At 40.1% G+C, this 23,868-nt stretch carries 21 protein-coding genes and 1 pseudogene; 11 read left to right on the top strand and 11 right to left on the bottom strand.

Annotation, left to right across the window (positions count from 1 at the left end; translation table 11 throughout):
* Positions 1–6 precede the first annotated feature (6 nt).
* The gene (locus tag QZ407_RS05450) at positions 7–1,848 is read left to right on the top strand and encodes an ATP-binding protein (protein ID WP_295768434.1); all 1,842 of its coding nucleotides are present in this window, start codon (positions 7–9) and stop codon (positions 1,846–1,848) included.
* Here QZ407_RS05450 and QZ407_RS05455 read toward each other — a convergent pair.
* On the bottom strand, positions 1,833–2,309 hold the full coding sequence (locus QZ407_RS05455) for a type I restriction enzyme HsdR N-terminal domain-containing protein (RefSeq protein ID WP_295768436.1): 477 nt from the start codon (positions 2,307–2,309) through the stop codon (positions 1,833–1,835). The genes QZ407_RS05450 and QZ407_RS05455 overlap by 16 nt on opposite strands.
* Positions 2,310–2,360: 51 nt before the next feature.
* Between QZ407_RS05455 and holA the strand changes: the two genes are divergently transcribed.
* Positions 2,361–3,383, top strand: a complete 1,023-nt coding sequence (gene holA / locus QZ407_RS05460) for a DNA polymerase III subunit delta (protein ID WP_295768438.1) — start codon at positions 2,361–2,363, stop codon at positions 3,381–3,383.
* Positions 3,384–3,404: 21 nt separating this feature from the next.
* Here the strand turns inward: holA and QZ407_RS05465 are convergent, their stop codons facing one another.
* Positions 3,405–3,608: a hypothetical protein gene (locus QZ407_RS05465; protein ID WP_295768442.1), complete on the bottom strand. Its 204-nt coding sequence runs from the start codon at positions 3,606–3,608 to the stop codon at positions 3,405–3,407.
* 172 nt (positions 3,609–3,780) lie between these two features.
* Between QZ407_RS05465 and QZ407_RS05470 the strand changes: the two genes are divergently transcribed.
* Together QZ407_RS05470 and QZ407_RS05475 are read left to right on the top strand one after the other, a co-directional pair.
* Entirely contained in the window at positions 3,781–5,550 is a 1,770-nt protein-coding gene (locus tag QZ407_RS05470) for a PAS domain-containing sensor histidine kinase (RefSeq protein ID WP_295768443.1), read from the top strand.
* Between the two features lie 86 nt (positions 5,551–5,636).
* The gene (locus QZ407_RS05475; protein ID WP_295768445.1) at positions 5,637–6,848 is read left to right on the top strand and encodes a lipase family protein; all 1,212 of its coding nucleotides are present in this window, start codon (positions 5,637–5,639) and stop codon (positions 6,846–6,848) included.
* 50 nt (positions 6,849–6,898) lie between these two features.
* Here the strand turns inward: QZ407_RS05475 and QZ407_RS05480 are convergent, their stop codons facing one another.
* From QZ407_RS05480 to QZ407_RS05500, 5 genes are all read right to left on the bottom strand, one after another.
* On the bottom strand, positions 6,899–7,660 hold the full coding sequence (locus QZ407_RS05480) for an SDR family oxidoreductase (RefSeq protein WP_295768447.1): 762 nt from the start codon (positions 7,658–7,660) through the stop codon (positions 6,899–6,901).
* Positions 7,661–7,732: 72 nt separating this feature from the next.
* Positions 7,733–8,119 (bottom strand): helix-turn-helix domain-containing protein, encoded by a 387-nt coding sequence (locus QZ407_RS05485; RefSeq protein ID WP_295768450.1) that lies wholly within the window; start codon positions 8,117–8,119, stop codon positions 7,733–7,735.
* Between the two features lie 28 nt (positions 8,120–8,147).
* Positions 8,148–8,576 carry a hypothetical protein gene (locus QZ407_RS05490; protein WP_295768452.1) on the bottom strand — a complete coding sequence of 143 codons (429 nt, stop codon included), beginning with the start codon at positions 8,574–8,576 and terminating at the stop codon, positions 8,148–8,150.
* A 32-nt stretch (positions 8,577–8,608) separates the two neighbouring features.
* Positions 8,609–9,028, bottom strand: a complete 420-nt coding sequence (locus QZ407_RS05495) for a response regulator (protein ID WP_295768454.1) — start codon at positions 9,026–9,028, stop codon at positions 8,609–8,611.
* Positions 9,015–11,258 (bottom strand): ATP-binding protein, encoded by a 2,244-nt coding sequence (locus tag QZ407_RS05500; protein ID WP_295768456.1) that lies wholly within the window; start codon positions 11,256–11,258, stop codon positions 9,015–9,017. The genes QZ407_RS05495 and QZ407_RS05500 overlap by 14 nt, the downstream gene beginning before the upstream one ends.
* A gap of 309 nt (positions 11,259–11,567) precedes the next feature.
* On the opposite strand from QZ407_RS05500, the gene QZ407_RS05505 reads away from it, so the two are divergent.
* Together QZ407_RS05505 and QZ407_RS05510 are read left to right on the top strand one after the other, a co-directional pair.
* Entirely contained in the window at positions 11,568–13,433 is a 1,866-nt protein-coding gene (locus QZ407_RS05505; RefSeq protein ID WP_295768458.1) for a PAS domain-containing sensor histidine kinase, read from the top strand.
* A 108-nt stretch (positions 13,434–13,541) separates the two neighbouring features.
* Positions 13,542–13,895: a YtxH domain-containing protein gene (locus QZ407_RS05510; RefSeq protein WP_295768461.1), complete on the top strand. Its 354-nt coding sequence runs from the start codon at positions 13,542–13,544 to the stop codon at positions 13,893–13,895.
* A 94-nt stretch (positions 13,896–13,989) separates the two neighbouring features.
* On the opposite strand, the gene QZ407_RS05515 is transcribed toward QZ407_RS05510, so the two are convergent.
* Entirely contained in the window at positions 13,990–14,499 is a 510-nt protein-coding gene (locus QZ407_RS05515; protein WP_295768463.1) for a DUF892 family protein, read from the bottom strand.
* Between the two features lie 109 nt (positions 14,500–14,608).
* Here QZ407_RS05515 and QZ407_RS05520 point away from each other — a divergent pair, with 109 nt between their 5' ends.
* A complete protein-coding gene (locus QZ407_RS05520; RefSeq protein ID WP_295768466.1) occupies positions 14,609–14,893 on the top strand; it encodes a hypothetical protein in 285 nt (94 codons plus the stop codon).
* Positions 14,894–14,956: 63 nt separating this feature from the next.
* Here QZ407_RS05520 and QZ407_RS05525 read toward each other — a convergent pair whose 3' ends face one another.
* Both QZ407_RS05525 and sucC read right to left on the bottom strand, forming a co-directional pair.
* The gene (locus tag QZ407_RS05525; protein ID WP_295768468.1) at positions 14,957–15,490 is read right to left on the bottom strand and encodes a YceI family protein; all 534 of its coding nucleotides are present in this window, start codon (positions 15,488–15,490) and stop codon (positions 14,957–14,959) included.
* Between the two features lie 247 nt (positions 15,491–15,737).
* Positions 15,738–16,931 (bottom strand): annotated as a pseudogene (gene sucC / locus QZ407_RS05530) (ADP-forming succinate--CoA ligase subunit beta); the annotation flags it as partial.
* 238 nt (positions 16,932–17,169) lie between these two features.
* Here sucC and QZ407_RS05535 point away from each other — a divergent pair.
* From QZ407_RS05535 to QZ407_RS05550, 4 genes are all read left to right on the top strand, one after another.
* Positions 17,170–17,820, top strand: a complete 651-nt coding sequence (locus QZ407_RS05535; protein ID WP_295768470.1) for an ABC transporter ATP-binding protein — start codon at positions 17,170–17,172, stop codon at positions 17,818–17,820.
* An 8-nt stretch (positions 17,821–17,828) separates the two neighbouring features.
* Positions 17,829–18,131 (top strand): hypothetical protein, encoded by a 303-nt coding sequence (locus QZ407_RS05540; RefSeq protein ID WP_295768472.1) that lies wholly within the window; start codon positions 17,829–17,831, stop codon positions 18,129–18,131.
* Positions 18,124–18,735 (top strand): HAD hydrolase-like protein, encoded by a 612-nt coding sequence (locus tag QZ407_RS05545; RefSeq protein ID WP_295768475.1) that lies wholly within the window; start codon positions 18,124–18,126, stop codon positions 18,733–18,735. The genes QZ407_RS05540 and QZ407_RS05545 overlap by 8 nt, the downstream gene beginning before the upstream one ends.
* A 65-nt stretch (positions 18,736–18,800) precedes the next feature.
* Positions 18,801–20,300, top strand: coding sequence for a S41 family peptidase (locus QZ407_RS05550; RefSeq protein WP_295768477.1), 1,500 nt, complete (start codon positions 18,801–18,803; stop codon positions 20,298–20,300).
* Positions 20,301–20,303: 3 nt separating this feature from the next.
* On the opposite strand, the gene smc is transcribed toward QZ407_RS05550, so the two are convergent.
* Positions 20,304–23,846 carry a chromosome segregation protein SMC gene (gene smc / locus QZ407_RS05555; protein ID WP_295768480.1) on the bottom strand — a complete coding sequence of 1,181 codons (3,543 nt, stop codon included), beginning with the start codon at positions 23,844–23,846 and terminating at the stop codon, positions 20,304–20,306.
* Positions 23,847–23,868: the final 22 nt, after the last annotated feature.

A 23,868-nucleotide genomic window follows, 5' to 3' on the forward strand; every position in this document is an offset into this window, starting at 1 on the left:
TAAGTGATGAGCACAGCAGCAGGTTTTTTAAACCTCTCTATAAAGAATATCTTGTCTGACGAGCAAACGATGCTCGCTCAGGCACGTATTCGCTTATTGTATTACGGGTTAGGGTTGGTGTTTGTAGCGGTGTTTGCTGTCTTTTTAAGTGTTTTGTTTATCGACCAAACACCGCTCATTGTAATAGCTGGCGGGGTGCTGGTACTTATTGCAGGTTTGTTTAAATATCTTACCTGGAAAGCCGACTGGAAAACGGTTTCGCACGCACTGCTTGCTGTAGGAACCATTATTAATTTGGCTGATGCCTTCATTATATTCCAAAAGGTTGATATCCTGTCCATTCAATTAGTATTACTCTTCATCATCTTTGGTTTTTACATGTTAGGGCAAAATTGGGGTTTATTTTACTCCCTTGTTAATTTGCTGCCTATTGTACTGCTTATGATTTACTCATATAGTAATTTGTATATCATAGGCATACGCCCCGAAAAGTTAGACCAATCAACATTGATTATAAGTGTGCTCACCAATTTTATTATGATGGTGTACATTCATAATCACTTTTACAATGCATTTTTAAAGAACATAGTTCAGTTGAAGAAAACAGGTGAAGAACAATTCCGCCTGAACATAAACCTTGAACAAGCTATTGATAAGGCCGAAAAGTCTTCACATGCTAAGTCGGAGTTCTTGTCTACCATGTCCCATGAAATACGCACGCCTTTAAATGCGGTTATTGGTATGAGTAATTTGCTGATGATGGGCAACCCGCGGCCTGACCAGCAGGAGAATCTTGAGATACTAAAGTTTTCGGCTAATAACCTTTTGGCCATCGTTAATGATGTTCTCGACTTTAATAAAATTGAGTCGGGTAAAGTGGTTTTCGAAAACATACGGTTTAACCTGGCCGAATTGATGCACAACATTTGCGGCGGGCAAATTATTAAAGCGAACGAGAAAGGACTTATTTTTAAATTAAAGATTGACGACGTCTTTCGTAATAAGACCGTTATTGGAGACCCAACCCGTATAACCCAAATAATATTTAACCTGGTAAGTAATGCCATTAAGTTCACCAGGCAGGGTTATGTTGAAGTTAAAGTAAACTGCATTGAAGACAGGCACAATCAAGTAGTTGTACGCTTTTCTGTAAAGGACTCCGGCATTGGTATTGAAGGTGACAACCTCACCGCAATTTTTGAACCTTTTACACAAGAATCAGTAACTACAACCCGCCAGTATGGTGGCACAGGATTAGGCCTTGCTATTGTTAAACGCTTGTTAGAACTTAAAGGCGTTCAAATGGAGGTTAAAAGCAAGCCAGGACAGGGATCAGAGTTCTTGTTCAGCCTTGAGCTTCCTGTTGCGACAGATAAGCCCGAGGAACATGCCGATAAGCCAAGAATTGCTCCGCAGCACGATTCGGAGTTAAGTAATCTGCATATACTTGTTGCCGAAGACAATATGGTTAATACTATGCTGATGAAGAAATTCTTCAGTAAGTGGCAGGTACAATCTTCATTTGCCGAAAATGGAGAGCGAGCTGTGGAAATGATGCAGTATGGCAATTTTGATATTGTGTTAATGGACTTGCAAATGCCTGTAATGAATGGCTTTGAGGCCGCAATGGAAATAAGAAAGCTGCCAGACGGCGTAAAATCATCAGTGCCAATCATTGCCTTAACAGCATCGGCCCTTACCGATATAAGGGAAAAGGTATTCAGTGCCGGAATGAATGATTATGTATCTAAGCCATTTAAGCCCGATGAGTTGAAAGAAAAGATTGTTACTTTGGTTAAACGTAAAGCCTCGGTAACATCAGCAACTTTTAATCAACCTGCATTATAATCGGGCAAATCTTCAAGAAACGAGTGGGTGTTATCATCAAAATTTATACTGCAGTAGTAATGCTGTAGTCCATTAGTAACAACCAGTAATTTTATCCGATGAGTTATGTTGTACCGGGCTATCTGATCAAATACCTTCTGGTCAATTTTCACACCCGGGGCCTTGCACTCAACCATCAGTAATTTGCTTGCATTGGTGGAATATACCACAATGTCTGACCGCCGGGCCATTCCGTGTAGCTTTAACCCGCCTTCAAGTTTAATTAATCCTTTAGGATACTTTTTAACGTTTATTAAGTACTGCACAAAATGCTGGCGCACCCATTCTTCGGGTGTAAGCATAATTTTTCGTTTTCTTATTTCATCAAAAACGTACAGCTGATTATTTTCATCGGTTATTTTAAAAGGATAGGGAGGAAGGGCTAAGGGCTGTAACAAATCCATCGGGGCTAAATTCATCATTATATCTGCCAAATCCTAACCGCTTATTCGTAAATTTACGGCCTGTAATCAATGACTGCTAACGACATTATTAAAGACATAAAGAGCCGCAAGTTTAAGCCATTATATTTGCTTCATGGCGATGAACCTTATTTCATTGACCTTGTGGGCAATTATATGGAAAGCCATATACTGTCTGACGCTGAAAAAGGATTTAATCAAACAGTACTTTATGGAAAAGATACTGATATAATGACGGTGCTAAACGCTGCCAAGCGTTACCCTATGATGGCTGATTACCAGGTTATCATTATTAAAGAAGCTCAGGATATGAAATGGGGTAAGGAAGATGCTGATAAAAAAGGTATCAACCCAGTTTTGAGCTACTTCGAAAATCCGCTCAATACTACAATTCTTGTTTTCTGTTACAAGTATGGCAAATTTGATAAGCGTAAAAAGGCATACAAGTTTATCGAAAAAAACGGATTGGTATTTGAGTCGGCATCAATGTATGATAACAAAATACCAGGCTGGATAGAAAGCTACGTTACTGAAAAAAACTATCAAATTAGTGCGCAGGCAGCGGCTATGCTGTGCGAATATTTAGGTAATGATTTATCTAAAATTGCTAACGAGATAGATAAGTTGATGCTTAACATATCTGAAGGGCAGGAAATCAACCTTAAGCATATTCAAGATAATATTGGTATTAGTAAAGAGTACAATGTTTTTGAGCTGCAATCGGCTTTAATTAAAAAAGACGTATTGAAAGCCAATCAAATTGTTAATTACTTTGAAGCTAACCCCAAGGCCAATCCAATAGTGCTTATACTGGGAAACTTAAATAACTTTTTTTCAAAGGTGCTGATGTATCATTATGTGAAAGATAAAACGCCTAAAAGTGTGGCCAGCGAACTGGGTGTTAATCCATACTTCATTAAAGATTATGAAGCTGCTGCGCGAGGGTTTGACTATTACAAAACAACGCTTATTATAGGCTGGCTGAGAGAGTATGATTTGAAAAGCAAAGGAATGAACTCCAACGCTTCACATGGAGAGTTATTAAAAGAGCTGGTGTTTAAAATATTGCATTAATCACCAGCTTTCAATTTAAGTTTACAAGGTATCGTCAGCCGGTGGTTGCGGTGCGTAATCCTCATCAAACGCAAGTTCATCTTCGCTAAACATCCGTACTTCGCCAGATTGTAGCTCAACTTCAACCATACTGCCCTCTTCGGTTTGGTTAATGTTTACTGTACCTTTTTCGTCTGTTTCGTTAATAACAACCTGATCGCCGTATTCAAAAAGTCCGTTTCTCATAATCCAAGTTTATTTAATTAACTTTTAGTTTCGGCCTTTGTTTGTATGATAGATAAATGTTAGCTTGAAAAATATCGTATTAGCAAGCATTGCAACAAAATAGTATTTATTTCACATTGGATGCGATTTATAATTGTAACTTTCATGCTTTATTGTTACGCGTATTACATTAATGAACTTTCATCTACTGCTTGATGCTGAAGGACGGTTTGTACAGGTAAGCAAAGGTTTTGAAAATTGGTTAACATTACCATTTTCAAATCTTGAGGGAAGGTTTATTACGGAATTTATTCGCTCGGCTCATCTGCGCAATCTTAATAATCTTATAAGTCAAAATATTCCGGGTGACAGCCTTGAGTTAAACAAGGCAGTTTTTAAAGGCACCGGAGAAATACTTAAATGGGCTGATTTAACTTTTTCAATACTTCAACCCAATAGCACTACTACTAACATAATGGTTAGCGTGCGCCCTATTGATGATAGTGGTGCAGCTGCAATTGATAAGCTTAAGCAAGCTAATTCTAACTTTTTTAATGCCCATCCTCACGGTATTATCAATATTGATATTGATGGCAGCGTTTTACACAGCAATGCCCAGATAACACATGACACCGGATTTTCCATGGAAGTGTTGCAGCAACACGGTTTGTTAAACCTGGTGACCGCTAAAAATCGTATAGAAGCTATACGTGGTTTCATAGCAGCTACCAGGCAAGCAAAGTCATCGTCGTTAGACGTACAAGTATATACTGAGCGCCAGGAATTACTTTTTGTAAACTTAACAATTGTTCCGGTAGTGTTTGAGGGGCAAACGGTTGAACTGTATGCTATTGTAAAAAATATAGGTGAACATATAGCATTACAGCAAACACTTAAAAAGCTTTCTATAGTTGCCAATAAAGCTACCAATGGTGTAGCCGTATTAGATAGTGATTTCAGAATTGAACTTATTAATGACGTTTTTCTTAAAATGTGCGGACACCCACGCGATTACATTATAGGTAAGCGCCTGAGCGATTTAATAACCCGTGAGGAAGTTGATTATATAGTACTTGAAGAGGGGAGAGCAAACTTGCTGAACGGTGTGGCTATTGAACGTGAGCTTGAGTGCTTCCGGAGCGATGGATCAAGCTTTTGGAATTTCATCAAGCTTACGCCTATTATGAGCAGCGAAGGCAAAATGGAGATGTGCATAACTGTGCATACCGACATTACCGATAAAAAGAAGGCAGAATTGGAACTGCGCATGCTGGCAGACGATCTATATCGTCAAAATAAGGAGTTACACCAGTTTGCTTACATTGTGTCGCATAACATGCGTTCACCTGTGGCTAATATTGTTGGGTTGGCAAATTTGCTTGAATTATTTAAAGATGATCCTGAAACGCAGTCGCAAACACTTAAAGAGTTAACGAAATCGGTAAATAACCTCGATACTGTAATAAAGGATTTAAGTTATATACTTACCATCAACAACGCCAACAAGGAACTCCTTAAAGAACCTGTCATTCTGCAGGATTTGCTGCAGCAGGTAATGGTTGATTTGCAGCCCCAGATACTGGTAACCGATGCTGATATTTCAATTCAAACCAAACCACTGGTTTTACGCACAAATCGCGCTTATATTTACAGTATCTTTTATAACCTTATCAGCAACGCTATAAAGTATAAATCGCATCTACGACCATTTATCAAAATAGATTTTTACCAGACAGAATCACATACCGTGTTATATGTAGCTGATAACGGTAAGGGGATTGATATAGAAAAGCACGCGCACGATTTATTTAAGCCTTACAAACGTTTTGATTTCAAAGTTGAAGGTAAGGGCCTAGGCTTGTTTTTGGTGAAAAGTCATGTTGAGGCTTTGGGTGGCAGCCTAACAGTTAAGAGTGAGTTAAACAAAGGCTCCACATTCTACATCAAAATACCATTTGCTTAATGGATTGTAAACAATTGATTATTTGGTAGTTGCTTTTGAAAGAATTTAGTTTATTTTTAAGCAAAAAACCATTACCCATAAAAAAAATGAAAATTAATTTACGTGTTATAGGCGTTGTACTGATTGCATTATTTGTTGCCACCGGATGCAAAAAAGATAAGAAAGAAGAGCAAACCGAGGAAGATGCTGGCAAGGAGCTTTTTGTATCAGCTAACCCGTTGCAATCATTAACAAAAGTGCAATTGCAAACCGCCGCTTCCGTAATGGGATTTGGTTCTTTTTCATCAGCCCTGCAATATGATGTAGATTTTTATAGATTTATTTACAACACTACTTTTAAAGGCAGTAAAATACAGGCATCAGGTTTGCTTTGTGTACCTAAAGGAGTGAGTGGTACACCTGCAATCTTAAGCGCTCAGCACGGTACCATATTCGCGGATTTCCAGGCGCCATCAGCTTTTAACTTTCCGGGAAGCATGACCGGATTTGAATTGTTTGCCTCAACCGGTTACATAACCGTAATACCCGATTTTATAGGTTATGGTGTCTCTAAAGATATTATCCACCCTTATTATGATATGCAGTCATCAGGTCAGGCTGTAGTTGATATGATTAAGGCGGCTAAGTACTATTTAAAATCACAAAACAGAAGTATAAGTGAAAAGCTGTTTTTAATTGGATACTCAGAGGGTGGTTATGTAACTATGGCAGCCGAGCGCGAAATTGAAACCAACGCCAGCCATAAACTTACCGTAACCGCGGCTGCCGAAGGCGCCGGAGGTTATGACATCAGCGGTATGCTTACTACTGTGGCTACAAAAGCAAGCTACCCCGATCCGTCTTTCTTTGCCCTGTTCATCCAAAACTATAACACACTTTATGGTTTCAATCGCCCGTTAACTGATTATTTCAAAGAGCCTTTTGCAGGCAGAATAAATATGCTACTTGACGGAACCTTAAAAGGCGACCAGATTAACGCTCAGCTAACAACCAGTTTAAGAGACTTATTTAATACTAACTTTTTTAACAGCCTTAACAACGCCGGGGCCGAAGCGGCTTTTAAAGCTAAGGTTGCCGAAAATAGTTTTCCTAACTGGGCTCCAAAAAGTGCTACACGTTTATATCATGGCACTGCAGATGAGAATGTTTACTACCAAACATCTGAGAGTACATATAACCGCTTTTTACCGGTAACGGGTTCTGCCAAATTATCATTAATACCTATTCCAGGAGGAAATCACGGGTCAAGCGTAGTACCAATGATGGGAGATGCTTTGCAGTGGTTCAGCACATTTTAAACGCAAAAAAGCCCGGTATTCAATGCCGGGCTTTTTTGTGTTTGCTTGTTTTATAAATGTATACCGCCAGATACCTCAATGCGTTGTGCGTTTACCCATTTGGCATCATCCGTACATAAGAAAGCTACTACGCTGCCAATATCATCAGCTTTGCCAACCCGACCTAGTGCTGTTTGTGAAGCAATCATTTTATTTAACTGCTCATTATCACGCACAGCGCCACCGCCAAAATCAGTTTCTATTGCACCCGGGGCAATAACATTTACCCTTATCTGGCGCGAACCCAATTCAAGTGCCTGGTAGCTTGTAAGCGTTTCAATAGCACCTTTCATAGCCGCGTAAGCACCATAACCTGCAAGACTAAAACGTGCTAAGCCGGTGGATATATTTACTATGCCACCGCCATCGTTCATTAGCTTTAGTGCTTTTTGAGTTAAGAAGAATGTGCCTTTAAACTGAATGTTTAATAAATCATCAAACTGTTGCTCGGTTGTTTCGGCGAAAGGGGCGTATAGGCCAACACCGGCATTATTTATCAAGTAATCCAGCTTATCGGTACCAAATGTGTTTTTGAGTGCTGATGTTACCTCTTCAAAAAAACTGTCCAAACTACCGGTTTTTCCTACATTGAGTTGTAGTGCAGCGGCCTGTTGCCCTAAGTTTTCAATCTCTTTAACCGTTTGGTCTGCTTCTTCTTTTTTGCTGTTATAGGTTAATATAACGTTCAAACCCTTTTTCGCAAGATTGATGGCCATGTCTTTACCTAAGCCGCGGCTGCCGCCGGTTACAAGTGCAATTTTTGATCGTGTCATAGATGTTTGTTGTTTGCTATAACACAAAATTATGCGAGGTGCAGCTCTAAAAAAGGTGTACACTTCAGAATTTTACAGAGCCGATGATAATTTTTGCTTTCGGTACTGCCTTGGCGTAATACCCGTCATTCCCTTAAAGAATTTTGTGAAGTTGGTTGGATCATCATACGCAAATTTGTAACCTATTTGCGCAACCGATAAGTCAGACTCAGCAAGCAGCTTTTTTGCTTCGTTAACAATGCGCTGCTCCATGTAATCACAAGGCGACCTGCCCGTTGTAAGTTTAAGCGTATTGGTCAAATGTCTCGAATCGATAAACAGCAAATTGGCGAAGGTTTTAGCCGCATAGCGTTTACGGTGTTCACCGCTCATCAACTTGCTTACATGGTCTTCATACAAAGCGAGGAAATCACGGGTAATTTCGTCTTTACGTGTGAGGATGGTTTGAGGTAAATCCATCACCAAAGCTAATTAACAGGTTGTGTTTTTACAACCTGTCTATATCTATCTGGTCGGGGCCGTTAAGCTTGGCTACATGGCAGGCACATTTTCCGCCTGATATTTTATAGTTTACCTTCACTACTTTACCATCATTACGGGTAATTTGTAGCTGTATATCAGTACCTTTCTCCGAAAAATTTCGTCGTTGGCTGTCGTCGGCTACAATCAGCGTTTTTGCATTATCAGGGGTGTTGGGTAAATCATTGCTTAGCTTTATTTCTTTGCCGCCCGCAACATCCATAATTTTGTATGATTTAAATTCAGCTTCGGTACCTGAGGTTGATATAATCTTTACAGGTATCATCTTAAATTCTTCGGTACACATTACAGTAGGGCAACCTGAAGCTGAACCAGGTTGTTGTGACTTACACGCGGCTGTTAGCAGTAAAACAGCAAGTATGGGCTTTAAATTCATAATGTTGTTAACTGTTATTAAACAGGTATGTTTTACGCTACTGATATGGTATTTAGCCAAAAGTCTGAGATAGAGTTGAGGCACTTAACCACGTTGTTATAACCCATAGGTTTGGTAACAAACGCATTTGCTCCATATTCTAACGATGTCCGTATATCAACAGGGTTGTCAGAAGTTGAAAATATTAGGGCAGGTACGTAGCGCAACGCAGGTGTTTCCTTTATCTTTCTTAACAAATCTAATCCTGACAGGCCCGGTAAGTTCAAGTCAATAAGTATCAAACGCGGTTTAACTTTGTTTTCAACCAGCGTATCTAATGTATTCAATGCCAACGTGCCATCTTCAATTACATGAAGTTTGGTTTTGCCACCATTTATTTGGCCAATGGCACGCTCAACAACGTCAATAAAATCTTCGTTGTCTTCAATATATAATATATCAGGCGCTCCCATTTCCACTCTTTCTAAATGCTACATAAAATATCGTGCCAACCCCCAGTTCGCTTTCCACCCAAATGCGGGCGTTATGCTTTTCAATAATCCTTTTTACTATAGCTAGGCCAACCCCCGTACCTTCGTAAGTACGCACATTGTCCATGCGTTTAAATAAATCAAAAATACGATTATAGTAGTTTAGGTCAATGCCAACGCCGTTATCCGAAACTTCGTATACAATTTCATTATTTACCTCTTTGCCACTTACTTTTACCGTTGGCGGATTTGATTTTGCAGAATACTTAACTGCATTATTTAATAGGTTAGCAAATACCTGCGCAATCATGGTGCGGTCTCCTAAGAGGGGAGGCGTGTCACCTAAAGAAAATTCTAAATTTGGTACATTAAGAGCTACAACCAGGTCACTTTTTATATCCTTTAGCAGCTTTCCCATATCAATTTGGGTATACTCCATCTCTGCGCGACCAACGCGCGAGTAGTTCAAAACCTCTTTAATCAGGAAATTGAGTTTATCCGCTCCGCCTATCACCTTTTTCAATATACGGCGGGCATCATCGTCAAGGCTGGTATTTGACTCCAACAACAGCTCCGAATAGTTTTTGATAGTTGATAGTGGTGTACGTAAATCGTGCGAGATGGTAAAGCTGAAAGTATCAAGCTCCTCATAAGCTTGTTTAAGTTTTTCGTTCAGCGTGCGTATCTCGTTAGCCTGACGGTTTATAGCATAAACAACATCCTCGCGCAATTTCAATACGGTTGCAATCTCTTCGCGGGTCCAGCGGTCTGATGTGTTTTTGACCGTTTGTGACCACACATCAAATGATTTGCGTGGCGACAGGATTAATTGCCCGTGCTCATCAATTTCAGCGGGCTTGTCGGGGTTGCCAGCCCAATTAATGGTAGTAATTTGCTCAGGCTTAAACCACATCATCAGTTCGCCCATTTCTTTCGATAAAGTACAGGCAAGCAGGCCACTGGCTACATCACTGTATTCTTTGGCCTGGCTGTGTAGCTCAGGAAGTTGATGTGTATGAAATACCCTGTCTTGCATGTTGCGTTTTAACCACGCATTTAGCTCCTTCAACTGTTCATCGTTGGGCGTTTGGCCAAGCTTAATCACTTGGTCTTCAAAAACAAGAACGGCACCGGTTGCGTCACAAACATCAAGTATAGTTGAATTTTGCTCAGTAATTATAGATGATACGCTGCCGCTTTTGCGCAGTTGCCGTGATAGCGAATCGTATGCTGCTTTATAATCTTCGCTGCGTGCAAGTAATTCTTCATCCTGCTTAAACTCAAGTGCAGAAGATATAATTTGTCCAATAAGCTTTGAAGCCTCGCGAGCTTTGTAATTTATGAAACGCGGACTATAATTATGGCATGCAATCAATCCCCAAAGCTCATCACGGTACATGAGCGAAATACTGAAGCTTGACGCAACCCCCATATTTTTTAAATATTGAATATGAATAGGGGATACAGCTCTTAAAGTTGAATGTGTTAGATCCAGCGCATGAGCTTCGCCATTATTAGGCAGCGTTAATATAGGAGAAGCCTCGGCATTAACATCTGCAATGATGCGGGTAAGGTTAATTTTATAAAGCTCACGGGCCTGTTTTGGTATGTCACTTGCAGGGTAATGCAAGCCCAAAAATGGGTCAAGATGGTCTTCCTTTACTTCGGCTACAACTTCACCATGGCCATCGTCAGAAAACTTGTAGATCATTACCCTATCATAACCAATCAAAGTTTTTATCTGCTCTGCAGCGTTATTAAGCAGGTGCTTTAGTTGCTTACCCGAAAGCATTTCCGTAACCGACCTTCCGATGGTTTTTTGTATGTCAATTTCGGTGGCACTACTTGTGGGCTCAAACTCCAACATGTAAAAGTTGGCAATCTGAGACATAATGAGGTTATAACTCAAATTTCCTACATCAATACGGTAAGGATTGATTGTCTCGAAGTTTTTGGCATGCTTACCCAATTGCAGCATTTGATTTATGAGGCCCGGTGTTTCACCTGGTAATAAAACCTGCTCAAGGACTTTTAAATCATTACCTAATAAATCTTTAGCTTTCAGCGGTAAAAAGCTGCTAATATTTTCGCTCAGATAGGTAATAATGCACTTACTATCAACAGCAACTAAAAATCCATGCGCTTGCACCTTGCCCGGTATATGGATAGGTTCTTTATCGCAGTTGGTTAAATCTACTTTATAATCACTCATTTATATGTTTTCACAGGTTGTTGACTGAGTAAACGGTAGAGTTTACTTAAACATGGCATCATTCAAGCGCTTTAACGTTTAATCAAAGTTAAAGTTATAGCTATGCCTGTCAGTCAATCGTCAACGTTAAGGTAAAAATATTAAATACATTAATAGGTTGGTTTAAATAGGTGCAAAAAATGTACCTGTAAAACCAGCTTGTTTGTTTTTCTTTATTTGGTATGGTTATAACTAGCGTTAGGCTAGTAAATGAAATAATTTTTGCTATTTGATTAATTAATGGTGAGATTAGTTTATAACATCTGTTTTATGCTACCATCAACTCATGAAAACGATTTTTCCGGCGGTTTTTATCAAACCGACGGGCAGTTGAAGAGTTTGTTTATGCAAACTCCCGGCTTAATAGCAATGTTGCGCTGGCGCGATGGCATATGCGAGTTGGTAAACCCTGTTTTCAGAAAGTTATGGCACAATCGCGATGTGTTAAACAAACCCATGAGGCAAGCCTGGCCTGAGTTGGGAAATGAGTTTTACCAAAAAGTTGAGCAGGTATACGATAGCTGTAAGGCTGCCAATAGTTATGATTACAACGTAACAATAGCGGGCGAGGATGGTCTCATAAGTGACTACTACTTCGACTTTGTTTACTCGCCATATTGTAATCATCAGGCCGAAATGGACGGTGTAATGATTATGGGCTTTGATGTAACGGCAAGAAACATTGCCCGCCAGGAGCTCGCAGAACAGCAGTTATTATTTAAGGATATTACTGATGCAGCTGCTACCGCTTTATGGACCGTTGATCAGCGTGGTAACATTACTTTTGTTAATCAAACCTGGATTGACTGGACCGGCCAACCTTACGAGGCTCACTTAGGCCGCGGGTGGATTGATTTTGTTGTTAACGATGATAGGGAACGTGTAATAAGTGACTACCTGCGAAGCATAGATAATAAAAGCCCTTTACATTCAGATTTCAGAATACAGCGTAACGATGGAAAGATGCAATGGGTAGCCGTTTCGGGTAAGCCACGCTATCATAGCAGCGGGGAATTTGCCGGTTATGTGGGTTCATGCATGGATATAACCGAGCGGAAGAAAACTGAGCAAATGCTGCAGGATAGTGAAGAGCGGTTTAGAAGTATAGCAGATTCGGCACCGGTACTTATTTGGATGACTGGTGCTGACAAACGTACCACATTTTTAAATCAAAGCTGGATGCAGTTTGCCAATGTTGTTGAGCTGCTATCAGATACCGGTTACCTGCAAAGCAACTTACTTCATCCTCAGGATGCTGAGGCAGTGCTTGATATTTATAACAGAGCTTTTGACAAACAAGAGGCCTTTTACGTTGAGTACCGCATGAAACGAACATACGATGGTGTGTACAGGTGGATTGGTATGAAGGGAGTGCCCAGGTTTGAAGGCGAGGATGATGTATTTGCCGGTTATATAGGTTCGGGGATGGATATTACCGAAATGAAAGAGCATGAGCAAATAAAGAATGACTTTATTGGTATGGCAAGTCATGAGCTTAAAACACCAATAACTTCTATAAAAGCTTATATACAACTGCTACTTACCATATATAGTAAACGCGAGCATGACGAATTCCTAATAAAATCTTTAACCACCGTAAATAAGCAAATTAACAAGCTAACGCGTTTAATAACCGATTTGCTCGACGTTTCAAAAATGGAAAGCGGGCGTTTAAGTTTGAATAGCGAAGAGTTTCTACTGCATGACCTCATTAAAGAAACGGTTGATGAAGTGCAGCATACCGCATCGCATCATGATATTGTATATACAGGTAAATCTGATGTGTCCATATACGCAGATCGCGACCGCATAGCGCAGGTTATTACTAATTTTTTAACCAACGCCATTAAATACTCACCCGAATCAGACCGTGTGGATATTAATGTTTCTTTGGGTGACACGGAGGTTGTAATAGCTGTACAGGATTACGGCATTGGTATAAACCAAGAAGAACAGGCTAAAATATTCAATCGCTTTTATCGTGTGGAAGGGCGTAACGAGCAAACGTTCTCTGGCTTTGGTATTGGCCTTTATGTAGCCGCCGAAATAATTAAAAGACATAACGGCCGTGTTTGGGTAGTAAGTGAAAAGGATAAAGGTGCTGCATTCCATTTCTCACTGCCACTGCTTAATTAAATAATTACACTGTTGTTTAACTGTATTAGTCTTTTTTGAAAATTATTTAAACAGTATGTGCATGTGAGTGTTAATCAATCATAAAACATCTGCTAAAAAGAAGTAAAAATGAAAGATCAAACTAAAATTATTGCAGCACTTTTAGTGGGTGCTGCTGCCGGTGCAGCTATTGGCTTACTACTTGCTCCAGAGAGTGGTTCGGAATTAAGAGAAGATATTGCCGATTACGTAAATGACCTGGTAGACAAAACTAAAAGCAAAGCTCAAACTGCTGCTAACGACTTGAAAGAGTATGGCAATGATGTGGCCGATAAAGCTAAATCAAAATGGAATAGCGTTGTAGGTGCAGCATCAGACTATAAAGACCAGGCTGAAGAGTATGCCTCAGGTGCATATGATGAAGCAAAATCAAGAGTAAAAGGTGAGGCTGATGATTTAAATACTTCAATTCAAAACGCCTAATTTAGCATAGTATAAAAAAAAGCGGTCATTATTAAATGACCGCTTTTTTTGTGCTTATAATTTTCCTTACTGGTAGTAAAGGGTGAACGTACAATCAATTTGTTCTTAAATACTCATCAGCAATCATTTGAAAAAGCCTGTCGTCATCACGTGATTCATCAAAGCTTTCAATAAGTAATTGCTCGGCGTTTTTATATTGAAGTGCAGACGCTAGTATCTTCAACATACGGTATGATGTTATATTTATATGTTCCAGTAGTTGGAGGTAAAGAATAATGTCAATGTCGTTAAGTAAACAAGTTCCATCGCCATAATCGGGTGTTTCAAATGCATCCTTAAAAATAGCGATAATTGGAACGCAGTTTTCATGATCTGGCTGCGCATCAATATCATTATAAATTTGCTCAATACGGTTAACCTGGTTATTCACACTCTCAATTACCTCTTCAATTGCAAAACGTAATTTTTTGAAAGATGCTAATGATGTGAGGCCAGGCAAGTGTTGCTGCAAATATTTTTTACCAAAGTAAACGCGGTTTAAATGGTGTACAAAATGCTTTTTCATTACATCGGCGCTGGCCGAATATACCAGGGGAGATTCCATAAAGTGAAGATGTGTAGTGAGGATAATGTATGTTGGTAACAGGATGTTACAAAATTTGTTTAGGATTTATTTAAGCAAACCAAATTAACAACACGGTTGTAATAAATTTATGCAGCAAGACGAATTTGATTTTGATGAGTTTGATAACTCGGCCGATGAAGGCGCATTTCATATTGAACTGGATTTTTACGACAGTGACAACCTCATAAGCATGTTGGTAATTCCATGCAATGACGCTTACATAGTGGTATCCAACAATGAGCATTTATGCACCCTGGTGCATACCTGTAAAGAAATTGAATGCTGGGAACAGCAGGAAGGTACATTAGATGATGAACTGGTAGAAAAAGTAGGCGCGGCCATCCAAGGTGCCAGGCCTGAAGATTTTCGATAAAACACAAAAAGCTGCCTTATGTAAGGCAGCTTTTTATATTTAATGCTTGTAGCTATAAGCGTTTTACGCTTGCTTGGTAAATTGCGCGTTTATAATAAGCTTAACGTCTTCACCAACTACAATTGAGCCGGCTTCGGTAACGCCATTCCAGGTTAAACCGAAGTCTTTACGGTTTATTTTACCGGTAATTTCAAATCCGGCTTTAGTTTGACCGTAAAAGTCATCTGCCGAACCGCCGAATTCCACATCAAGGCTTACCGGTTTTGTCACGTCTTTTATAGTAAGATTGCCCTCAAGTTTATATTCGTCGCCACTAACTTTTTTCAGCGACGTTGACTTAAAACTGATCTTCGGATAAGTTTCAGCATCAAAAAACTCTGCTGATTTCAGGTGCTGATCGCGTGCTTCCTGCGTTGTGTCAATGCTGTCAACGTCAAGTGAAAAATCAATTTCTGAATCTGCAAAATCGTCGCTTTCGGTTACAACTTCACCTTCAAATTTGCGAAACGAACCTGTAACGGTCGAAATTACAAGGTGTTTTATTTTAAATTGTACTTCTGAGTGCATTGGGTCCATTACCCATTTTGTTGTTGCCATAATCTTATAATTGTTAATGTTGCTTTTACAAGTATAATCATTTAAATGTTTAAACATATAAATGATTATTTTAAAATTTTATAATACAAATGTAGTACGGCTGAAATAAATTGGTATTGATATTTATCAAGAAATGTAGACAATAATTATCAAACCATACAGGTATAAAAGCAAAAAAGCTGCATCGTTAAAATGCAGCTTTTGTATAACAAATCACCCTTTAAGTAGGGTGAGTTTTTTTCTAAAATTATGCTAATACTTCTTTAACGCGCTCAGCAGCTTCTTTTAATAGGATAGCAGAGAACACTTTCAAGCCTGAATTATCAATCAGTTCTTTAGCTTCTTTAGCATTAGTACCTTGTAAACGTACAATAATAGGCACCGGAATGTCACCAATTTCCTGGTAAGCATCAATAACACCCTGAGCAACACGATCACAACGAACAATACCACCAAAGATGTTAATAAGGATAGCTTTTACGTTAGGATCTTTTAAGATAATGTTAAAGGCAGCCTTAACAGTTTGAGCGTTAGCAGTACCACCTACGTCTAAAAAGTTTGCAGGCTCACCACCGGCAATCTTAATAATATCCATGGTAGCCATTGCTAAACCAGCACCGTTAACCATACAACCAACGTTACCGTCAAGTTTTACATAGTTAAGGTTTGATAAGCTTGCCTCAACCTCCATAGGGTCTTCCTCGTTGGTATCACGCATATCGGCATAATCTTTATGACGGTAAAGCGCGTTATCATCAAGGTTTACTTTAGCATCAACAGCTAAAATTTTGTTATCAGAAGTTTTTAATACCGGGTTTATTTCAAACTGAGATGAATCGGTAGCATCATAAGCTTTGTATAAAGCAGTGATGAATTTCACCATGTCTTTAAATGCATCGCCTGATACGCCCAGGTTAAAGGCAATTTTACGTGCCTGGAAACCTTGTAAACCAACTTTTGGATCAATTTCTTCTTTATGAATAAGGTGAGGAGTAGAGTGTGCTACCTCTTCAATATCCATACCGCCCTCAGTAGAGTACATGATAATGTTACGGCCAGTTGCACGGTCTAACAATACGCTCATGTAAAATTCTTTGGTTTCGCTTTCGCCAGGATAGTAAACATCTTGTGCAATTAACACTTTATGTACTTTTTTACCTTCTGGGCCGGTTTGCGGAGTTACCAGTTGCATACCTAAAATAGCGCCTGCTCTTTCCTTAACCTCATCAAGGTTTTTAGCAAGTTTAACACCACCGCCTTTACCACGGCCGCCGGCATGAATCTGGGCTTTTACAACCACCCAGTCCGAACCGAAATCTTCTTTCATTTTTTGGGCGGCTTCAACAGCCTGTTCTACAGTATCGGCTACAATGCCTTCCTGTACCCTTACGCCAAAGCTTTTTAGTATTGCTTTGCCCTGATATTCGTGAATATTCATGTCTTGTGAAGAATTTGCGGTAAATCTACAATTTCAGTTGGAGTATTAAAACTTGAACGGCTTTTTTATGAAATAATTGAGGTTTTTAAGTGTAACACGCATTGCTAAACATGCAAAAACTTTAGCATCAATTTATAGAAAACTGCTATGTGATACAATTGTTATTCAACCTCATCTGTGGTAACAGGTTTCAGGGGCAATTGCTCCGCAGCTAAATCAACTAATTCAATTACATTTGTACATGCTTAAAGCGCTCGATATAAAAAAAACGTACGGTAGTCTTCAAATACTGAAAGGCGTAAACCTTAATGTTAATAAAGGCGAAATTGTTACTATCGTAGGCGCATCAGGAGCGGGTAAAAGTTCATTGCTTAATATAATAGGCACTTTAGACAAGCCCGACTCGGGACGCTTGTATTTAAATGATACTGAAATTAGTAAATTGAACAGTAAGCAGCTAAGTCATTTTCGTAATACCCAAATTGGTTTCATTTTTCAGTTCCATCACTTGCTTGCCGAATTTAATGCACTCGAAAATGTTTGCATCCCTGCATTTATAGCGGGTAAGCCCAAAGCACAGGCCGAAAAACGTGCCGCAAGCTTACTGGAAATGCTCGGTTTAAGCAGCCGAATTCATCATAAGCCAAGCCAGCTATCGGGCGGTGAGCAGCAACGTGTGGCAGTAGCGCGTGCGCTCATAAATGAACCTGCACTTATTTTAGCTGATGAACCTTCAGGTAATCTTGACTCGGCAAATGCGCGCGATTTACATGAGTTGTTTATCAATCTGCGTAACAACTTTAATCAAACCTTTATCATCGTAACTCACAATGAAGACCTTGCCGATCTCAGCGACCGTAAGGTGACCATGAAAGACGGCTTAATAGTTTAATAATATACGTGTATACGCTAATAACTGCTGCAAGCTCAGCAAAGGCTTACCAGCTGAAAAATCAAAAAGGGGGGGAGCATGTACTTTTGGGTGATTACCTCGAATTACCCGAAATTATGTTGAAGAACGGTTCAATGATCAAATTGCCCCGCCCCGAAAGTGAAACTTATCCTCATCAAATGCTGGCCTTGTGCCTTGATCACAGCATTAGTACCGTGTATTTGCTCAATACACAGGAAAACAATGCACTCAGCCCGGCTTTGCAATTATTTGAGGAATATGGTATAACCTTGATAAACGTGCATGATTAAGTATTCAGATATTGATAAGCACATCAATGCATTTGTTTTTGAGCTTGATAATGTGCTTTACCCTGAAAAGGATTACTTATACCAGGTATATTACTTGTTTGCAGGGTTTTTAGAATACACAGAGCTGCTTGATGCCCAGGTACTGGTAAAGCTTATGGTGCAAACTCATGAGGAGCAGGGTGCCGATGCTGTATTTAACGTGGTGCAAGAACGTTTTAAGCTCGATGAAAAGTATAGGTTCAACTTTGCTCATTTACTTATAAATGCGCAGGTACCGTTAAAGCTATTACTTTATCCGGAAATGCTTTCGATGCTGCAGGAAATTGTAGTAGACAGGAAGCAAATTTTCATTGTTACCAACGGAAACCCGCAACAGCAGCTTAATAAAATAAAGCATGCCGACTGGCAGGAGCTGGAAAAATACTTGACCTGTTACTTTGCAGAGGAAATTGTGGCCAAACCTGAGCCTGATATGGTAGATATGCTCATTAAAAAACATAACCTTCAACGGCGAGAAATAGTAATGATCGGTGCATCAGAAACTGACCAGCTTTGTGCCCAGGCATGTGGCATTGATTATATTGATGCACACAAAAACTATTGATTAATTTATTACGTAATAAAATAAAATATTTGTACGTTAATTGCCTGATTTAGAACCGTGAAGGAATGAGAAAAAACTTACTTTATTTGCTATTGCTGGCAGTAGCATTTACATCCTGCAAAAAGGATAAAAACAAAGATGGCGACAATCTAGATTTGTTGCGCGATTCGGTTTACATGTATGCCAAGGAGGTTTACTTATGGAACGATGGTTTGCCGTCTACAGAGGCATTTAATCCCCGAAGATTTACGGGCAGTTCAGACCGAGCTGCACTGCAGGCAGAAGTAGATGCGCTGTCACAAATTAAAATAAACACATCAACAGGAAAGCCTTATGAGTATGATATTAACGATCCGGGAACGGCCAAGTATTCATACGTTGATGAGGGACAGGCGGCAACCTCAATTGGCGGAACCGGCGGTGATTTTGGTTTTGCCTTAACTTACACTGCAGCCGATGATTTACGTATAAGATATGTATATCCTGGTTCCTCAGCATCTCAACAAGGCCTTACCCGGGGCGACCGTGTTACAGCCATTAATGATCAATCAGTAACGTTAACTACCGGTACCAATTCCGACCCAGCATTCCAGCGCGTTTCATCTGCCTTGGGTAGCAGTTCGGTTAAGCTGAACCTTACTCGCCGCAATGGTACAACTTATACCGCAACTGTAGCCAAAACATCATATACTATCAATCCTGTTGCTAAGTTCACTACCATTACAACCAATACGGGTAAAAAGGTAGGTTATTTTGCATTCAGCCGTTTTACGGTAATGAGTAACGCCAAGGCAAAAATTGATGAAGCGTTTAACAAATTCACTGCCGACGGTATAACTGAACTTGTAGTTGATTTGCGTTACAACGGAGGCGGTGCCGTTGAAACTTCGCAATACTTGGCAAACTATTTAGTGCCATCAAGCCGCAATGGTGGCTTAATGTTTAATGAGTACTTTAATACTAAACTGCAAAGCAACATTTATCCATTGCTGGCCCGTAAATTTAAAATTGATCCGGGTGATTTTACTACAGCTAATAACACGTTCAATTTCAGTAAAGTTGGTAGTTTAAACCTAAACCGAGTGTTTTTCCTGGTTACAGGTAGCACAGCATCGGCAAGTGAATTGCTGATAAACAACCTGCAACCAGTATTACCGCAGGGTGTACAATTGGTTGGAAAAACATCATACGGCAAACCGGTTGGCTTTTTTGCCATTCCGTTGGGTAATGCATCTCAGTTTGATTTATACCTGGCCGAGTTTGAAAGCCGGAACGCAGCAGGTAAAGCCGATTTTTATCAGGGTATGATTCCCGGCGGTAACTTTCCGGGTGTTATTGTGGAAGATGATGTAACCAAAGATTTTGGAGATCCTACCGAAGCAATGTTTGCACGTGCATTAAATTTTATAGATAAAGGCACTTACACTGTAGCAGGGCTTACTAGTACGTTTTCTGAAAAAACTCAGGAAAATCAAATGCTACGTAAAGCCAACCAATTGATTGATGTTAAACAACAATTCAATGGCGCTATACACGAGGGACGTTTAAAGCGCCTTAAACACTAAAATCTAGTCGGCCAGTTGGCGAAGGTCAACCGGAACCACACGGGATATTCCCTGCTCAACCATAGTCACACCATACACAACATCGGTGCTGGCTATGGTTCTTTTGTTATGTGATACAATGATAAATTGCGAGTCGGAAGAAAATTTGCGAATAATATTGTTGAATTTATCAATGTTCGTATCATCCAGCGGCGCATCAACCTCATCAAAAATACAGAAAGGCGCAGGTTTCAACAGGTAAAGCGAAAACAGTATAGCCGTAGCCGTTAATGTTTTTTCACCTCCGGAAAGCTGGTTAATTGATAGCGGGCGCTTGCCCTTAGGTTTGGCAATAATGTCAATATCCGATTCCAGGGGACGGTCAGGGTCGGTCAAGACAAGGTCGCATGAATCTTCCTCGTTAAATAATGAACGAAAAACTTTGATAAAGTTCTCACGCACCATCATAAACGAACCCATAAACTTATCTTTAGCCGTATCATCAATTTCCTGAATGGTTGAAAGCAAAGAGGCCTTAGCTTCCATAAGATCCTTTTTTTGGCTTTGAATAAATTCGTAACGCTCATTCATTTCCTTAAATGCTTCTAAAGCCATTGGGTTAATGGCTCCAAATTCATCTAACTGGCGTTTAAGCTTCTCTGTTTTATCACGCAAGTCTTCTTCATTTTCTTCTGCCGGCACTTCTGTTTCCAGCAAGTCGTTTATATCAAGGTTAAACTCCACAGACAGGCGCTCTTTTAAGGCATTAAGCTCAAGCTTTAAATTAGTACGCTTGTCCTTTAGTTCATTTTCAATAAGGTCGGCCTGGTCTTTTTGCCGGCGTAGCTGTGTAACTGCGGCTTCCGTTTCGGTTATATGCCCACGCATTTCATAGTACTCCTGTTCGGCTGCCTTGGTGGCTTTTTCCAATTCCTCGCGCTGGCTGTACATCTCCAGTAACTCGTCGTCTGAAAAATCAGTATGCTTAAGCGTTTCCAGCAATGCCACCTGAACCTTTTCCATTTCGGCGTTATTGTTTCGAATGCGGGTTTCAAGGCTTTCCTGCTGTGTTTCCCGGTATTCCAAATCTTTCAGTAAACCCGATACTTTGTTTTGCTGCTGATGAAAGCGAATATTCTCCTGGTTATACGCGTTACTTTGAACAGTAGTATACTCATTCAACTCATTAAAAGCTTGCTGTTTATCAAGCAGCAAATCGCTTTGTATTTCCTTTTGTGTTTTAAGTTCGGCAATCTGAGGAATCAGCTTGTGTTCATCCTCTTGTATAGTAGCAATTTTGCGCGCTATATCCTCCTTACGGTTACGACTGTTAGTAATAAAGGTTTGATATTGCTCGCGGCGCGTAGTAACGGTTACCAGCTCGGTGTTGAGGCGGTTAAGCTCCAGTTGTTTTTGCTGTATTTCGGCTGCTTTACCTGATGCTTTTAAGGCAACATGCTTGCTTTGCATGGTTTCCTGATGGGCTTTAAGTGCAGCAATTTCCTGTTCGCTTTGCTTTATTTCTTTTGCCAGGTTTTCGAGGTTTTTAGCCCGGCCAATACGCTTGCCTTCAAATAACCCTACCGAGCCACCGGCCATGCTTAATACTGATTTGCTAAACTTACCACTTTTACCTAACAGCACAACACCCTCGGGAACCACTGAGTTGTTAAGCGATGCCTCTGAAGTATCATCAATTAAATAAACATTACGTAACAGGTAATTACACAAAGGGCGGTAGCGTGTATCAACCTCAATTACGTCAAGTGCAGGTACCCATCCTGTATTAAAATCATCAGTTTGAATGGATGTTAACGAAGTATAGTGATTTAAAATGAAGAACTGAGCTCGCCCACGTGACGCATTACGTAACAGGTTTATTGCCTTGATAGCATTATCATAATCTTCCACCACAAAATAATTCATTAGTGGTTCGAGGTAATTTTCAATGGCAATACGGAACTCCTCACGACAGAAAAGAATGTCGCTGAATAGAGTTATGCTTTTTGCCCAATCAGTATGTTTTTTTAAGAACCGTATTGACTCGGGAAAGCCTTCAAGATTATCAACCATGCTTTTGGTAAGGTTGTACTCATTTTGTTTGGCATCGAGTTGCCTGCCCAGGCGAGATATGCGGTCTTTACTGTCATTAATTGCCGCCTCGGTATCTTTAATTTGTTCCTGTAACTGAGTTTCAAACTCCACAGCCGCACGTTGTTCAGCTTCGGCCGTTTCCGTACGGTTTTGCAGCTCGGCTACTAATTGGTTAAAGTGCGACAGCTCCACCTCACGGCTTGCTGTGTCTTCCATATTACGCTGGCTTTCCTGTTCCAAAGCTTGTTGCTGTATGCGTAATATGTCAAGGTCTTTTTCGGTTTGATAGATTTGATTTTGCAGCCGGTTATTAATACTGGTAAGCTCATTCAATTCAGCCCGCGCAGCTGTTTGGTCCTGACGTAGTTCGTCAACAGCCTGTTTTAAATCGGCTACTTTATTAAGTACGCTTTCAAGATTTTCATCTTCCTGTACCTTTTCTTCGCTCAGGCGTTTAATGTTATACAGTACGTGGTTAAGTTGATTTTTATCCCGTTCCAACTCTTCTTTTAAACGGGCTTCCTTATCACGCTGAAACTTTAGCTGCTCGTTCTTGATTTTCTTTTCGCTTTCGTAAGCACGTATTTTGCTTACATACTCGTTGGTGGCTTTTTGCTGAATAGACAGGTTCTTCTCCTTGGTAATGTTATCAAGTTTCTGCTGCTGTAAGGCGGCTTCAAGGGTATCAATCTTTGTGGTAATGCCCGAGCGTTCTTCCCTGTGCTTTTGTTCTTGTTCCTCAATACGCTGCAATGAATCACTGAATGATACAATACGGAAGGACGCCAGCATAACACTCAGCGTTTTGTACTGTTCTTTTAAACGATAGTAACGTTCAGTTTTTTTTGCCTGATTTTCGAGTGTTTTTAGATTCTTTTCAATTTCAAAAAGCAAATCCTGTACACGTTCTAAATCAGCTTCGGTATCTTTCAGCTTATTGAAGGTTTGCTTTTTGCGCAGTTTGTATTTGGAAATGCCTGAAGCTTCCTCAAACAAGTTGCGCCGCGAACCTTCTTTATTGGTAATGATTTCATCTATCATCTTTAATTCGATGATAGAGTAGGAGTCGGATCCTATGCCCGTGTCTAAGAAAAGGTCGGTTATATCTTTCAGGCGGCACTGTACATCATTCAGTCGGTATTCGCTTTCACCTGTACGGTATAGCTTACGGGTAAGCGTTACCTGCGAAAACTCGGTAGGAAGTACATTTTTAGTATTATCAAACGTTAACGAAACTTCGGCCAGGTTGGCGGGCTTACGGCTGCGGGTGCCATTGAAAATGATGTTTTCCATTTTCTCTGACCGTAGAGCCCTGGTACTTTGCTCCCCTAAAACCCAACGTATGGAATCAACAACGTTTGATTTGCCGCAACCATTAGGGCCAACGATAGCGGTAACCCCTTCGTTAAAATTAATGCTTATTTTATCGCCAAAGCTTTTAAATCCTTTGACCTCTAATTTAGTTAACTGCATTTGCCAGCCAGCGTACCTTCAA

The sequence above is a fragment of the uncultured Mucilaginibacter sp. genome, from assembly GCF_913773635.1.
GTDB lineage: Bacteria > Bacteroidota > Bacteroidia > Sphingobacteriales > Sphingobacteriaceae > Mucilaginibacter.

Excerpts from the sequence above, each read along its gene's own strand:
- QZ407_RS05510 (WP_295768461.1), top strand. The coding sequence starts at position 13,542 with ATGAAAGATCAAACTAAAATTATTGCAGCACTTTTAGTGGGTGCTGCT.
- QZ407_RS05535 (WP_295768470.1), top strand. The coding sequence starts at position 17,170 with ATGCTTAAAGCGCTCGATATAAAAAAAACGTACGGTAGTCTTCAAATA.
- QZ407_RS05495 (WP_295768454.1), bottom strand. The coding sequence starts at position 9,028 with ATGGGAGCGCCTGATATATTATATATTGAAGACAACGAAGATTTTATT.
- QZ407_RS05450 (WP_295768434.1), top strand. The coding sequence starts at position 7 with ATGAGCACAGCAGCAGGTTTTTTAAACCTCTCTATAAAGAATATCTTG.
- QZ407_RS05470 (WP_295768443.1), top strand. The coding sequence starts at position 3,781 with ATGAACTTTCATCTACTGCTTGATGCTGAAGGACGGTTTGTACAGGTA.
- holA (WP_295768438.1), top strand. The coding sequence starts at position 2,361 with ATGACTGCTAACGACATTATTAAAGACATAAAGAGCCGCAAGTTTAAG.
- QZ407_RS05500 (WP_295768456.1), bottom strand. The coding sequence starts at position 11,258 with ATGAGTGATTATAAAGTAGATTTAACCAACTGCGATAAAGAACCTATC.
- QZ407_RS05475 (WP_295768445.1), top strand. The coding sequence starts at position 5,637 with ATGAAAATTAATTTACGTGTTATAGGCGTTGTACTGATTGCATTATTT.
- QZ407_RS05550 (WP_295768477.1), top strand. The coding sequence starts at position 18,801 with ATGAGAAAAAACTTACTTTATTTGCTATTGCTGGCAGTAGCATTTACA.
- smc (WP_295768480.1), bottom strand. The coding sequence starts at position 23,846 with ATGCAGTTAACTAAATTAGAGGTCAAAGGATTTAAAAGCTTTGGCGAT.
- QZ407_RS05455 (WP_295768436.1), bottom strand. The coding sequence starts at position 2,309 with ATGATGAATTTAGCCCCGATGGATTTGTTACAGCCCTTAGCCCTTCCT.
- QZ407_RS05485 (WP_295768450.1), bottom strand. The coding sequence starts at position 8,119 with ATGGATTTACCTCAAACCATCCTCACACGTAAAGACGAAATTACCCGT.
- QZ407_RS05520 (WP_295768466.1), top strand. The coding sequence starts at position 14,609 with ATGCAGCAAGACGAATTTGATTTTGATGAGTTTGATAACTCGGCCGAT.
- QZ407_RS05525 (WP_295768468.1), bottom strand. The coding sequence starts at position 15,490 with ATGGCAACAACAAAATGGGTAATGGACCCAATGCACTCAGAAGTACAA.
- QZ407_RS05545 (WP_295768475.1), top strand. The coding sequence starts at position 18,124 with ATGATTAAGTATTCAGATATTGATAAGCACATCAATGCATTTGTTTTT.
- QZ407_RS05490 (WP_295768452.1), bottom strand. The coding sequence starts at position 8,576 with ATGAATTTAAAGCCCATACTTGCTGTTTTACTGCTAACAGCCGCGTGT.
- QZ407_RS05465 (WP_295768442.1), bottom strand. The coding sequence starts at position 3,608 with ATGAGAAACGGACTTTTTGAATACGGCGATCAGGTTGTTATTAACGAA.
- QZ407_RS05480 (WP_295768447.1), bottom strand. The coding sequence starts at position 7,660 with ATGACACGATCAAAAATTGCACTTGTAACCGGCGGCAGCCGCGGCTTA.
- QZ407_RS05515 (WP_295768463.1), bottom strand. The coding sequence starts at position 14,499 with ATGGAATCTCCCCTGGTATATTCGGCCAGCGCCGATGTAATGAAAAAG.
- QZ407_RS05505 (WP_295768458.1), top strand. The coding sequence starts at position 11,568 with ATGCTACCATCAACTCATGAAAACGATTTTTCCGGCGGTTTTTATCAA.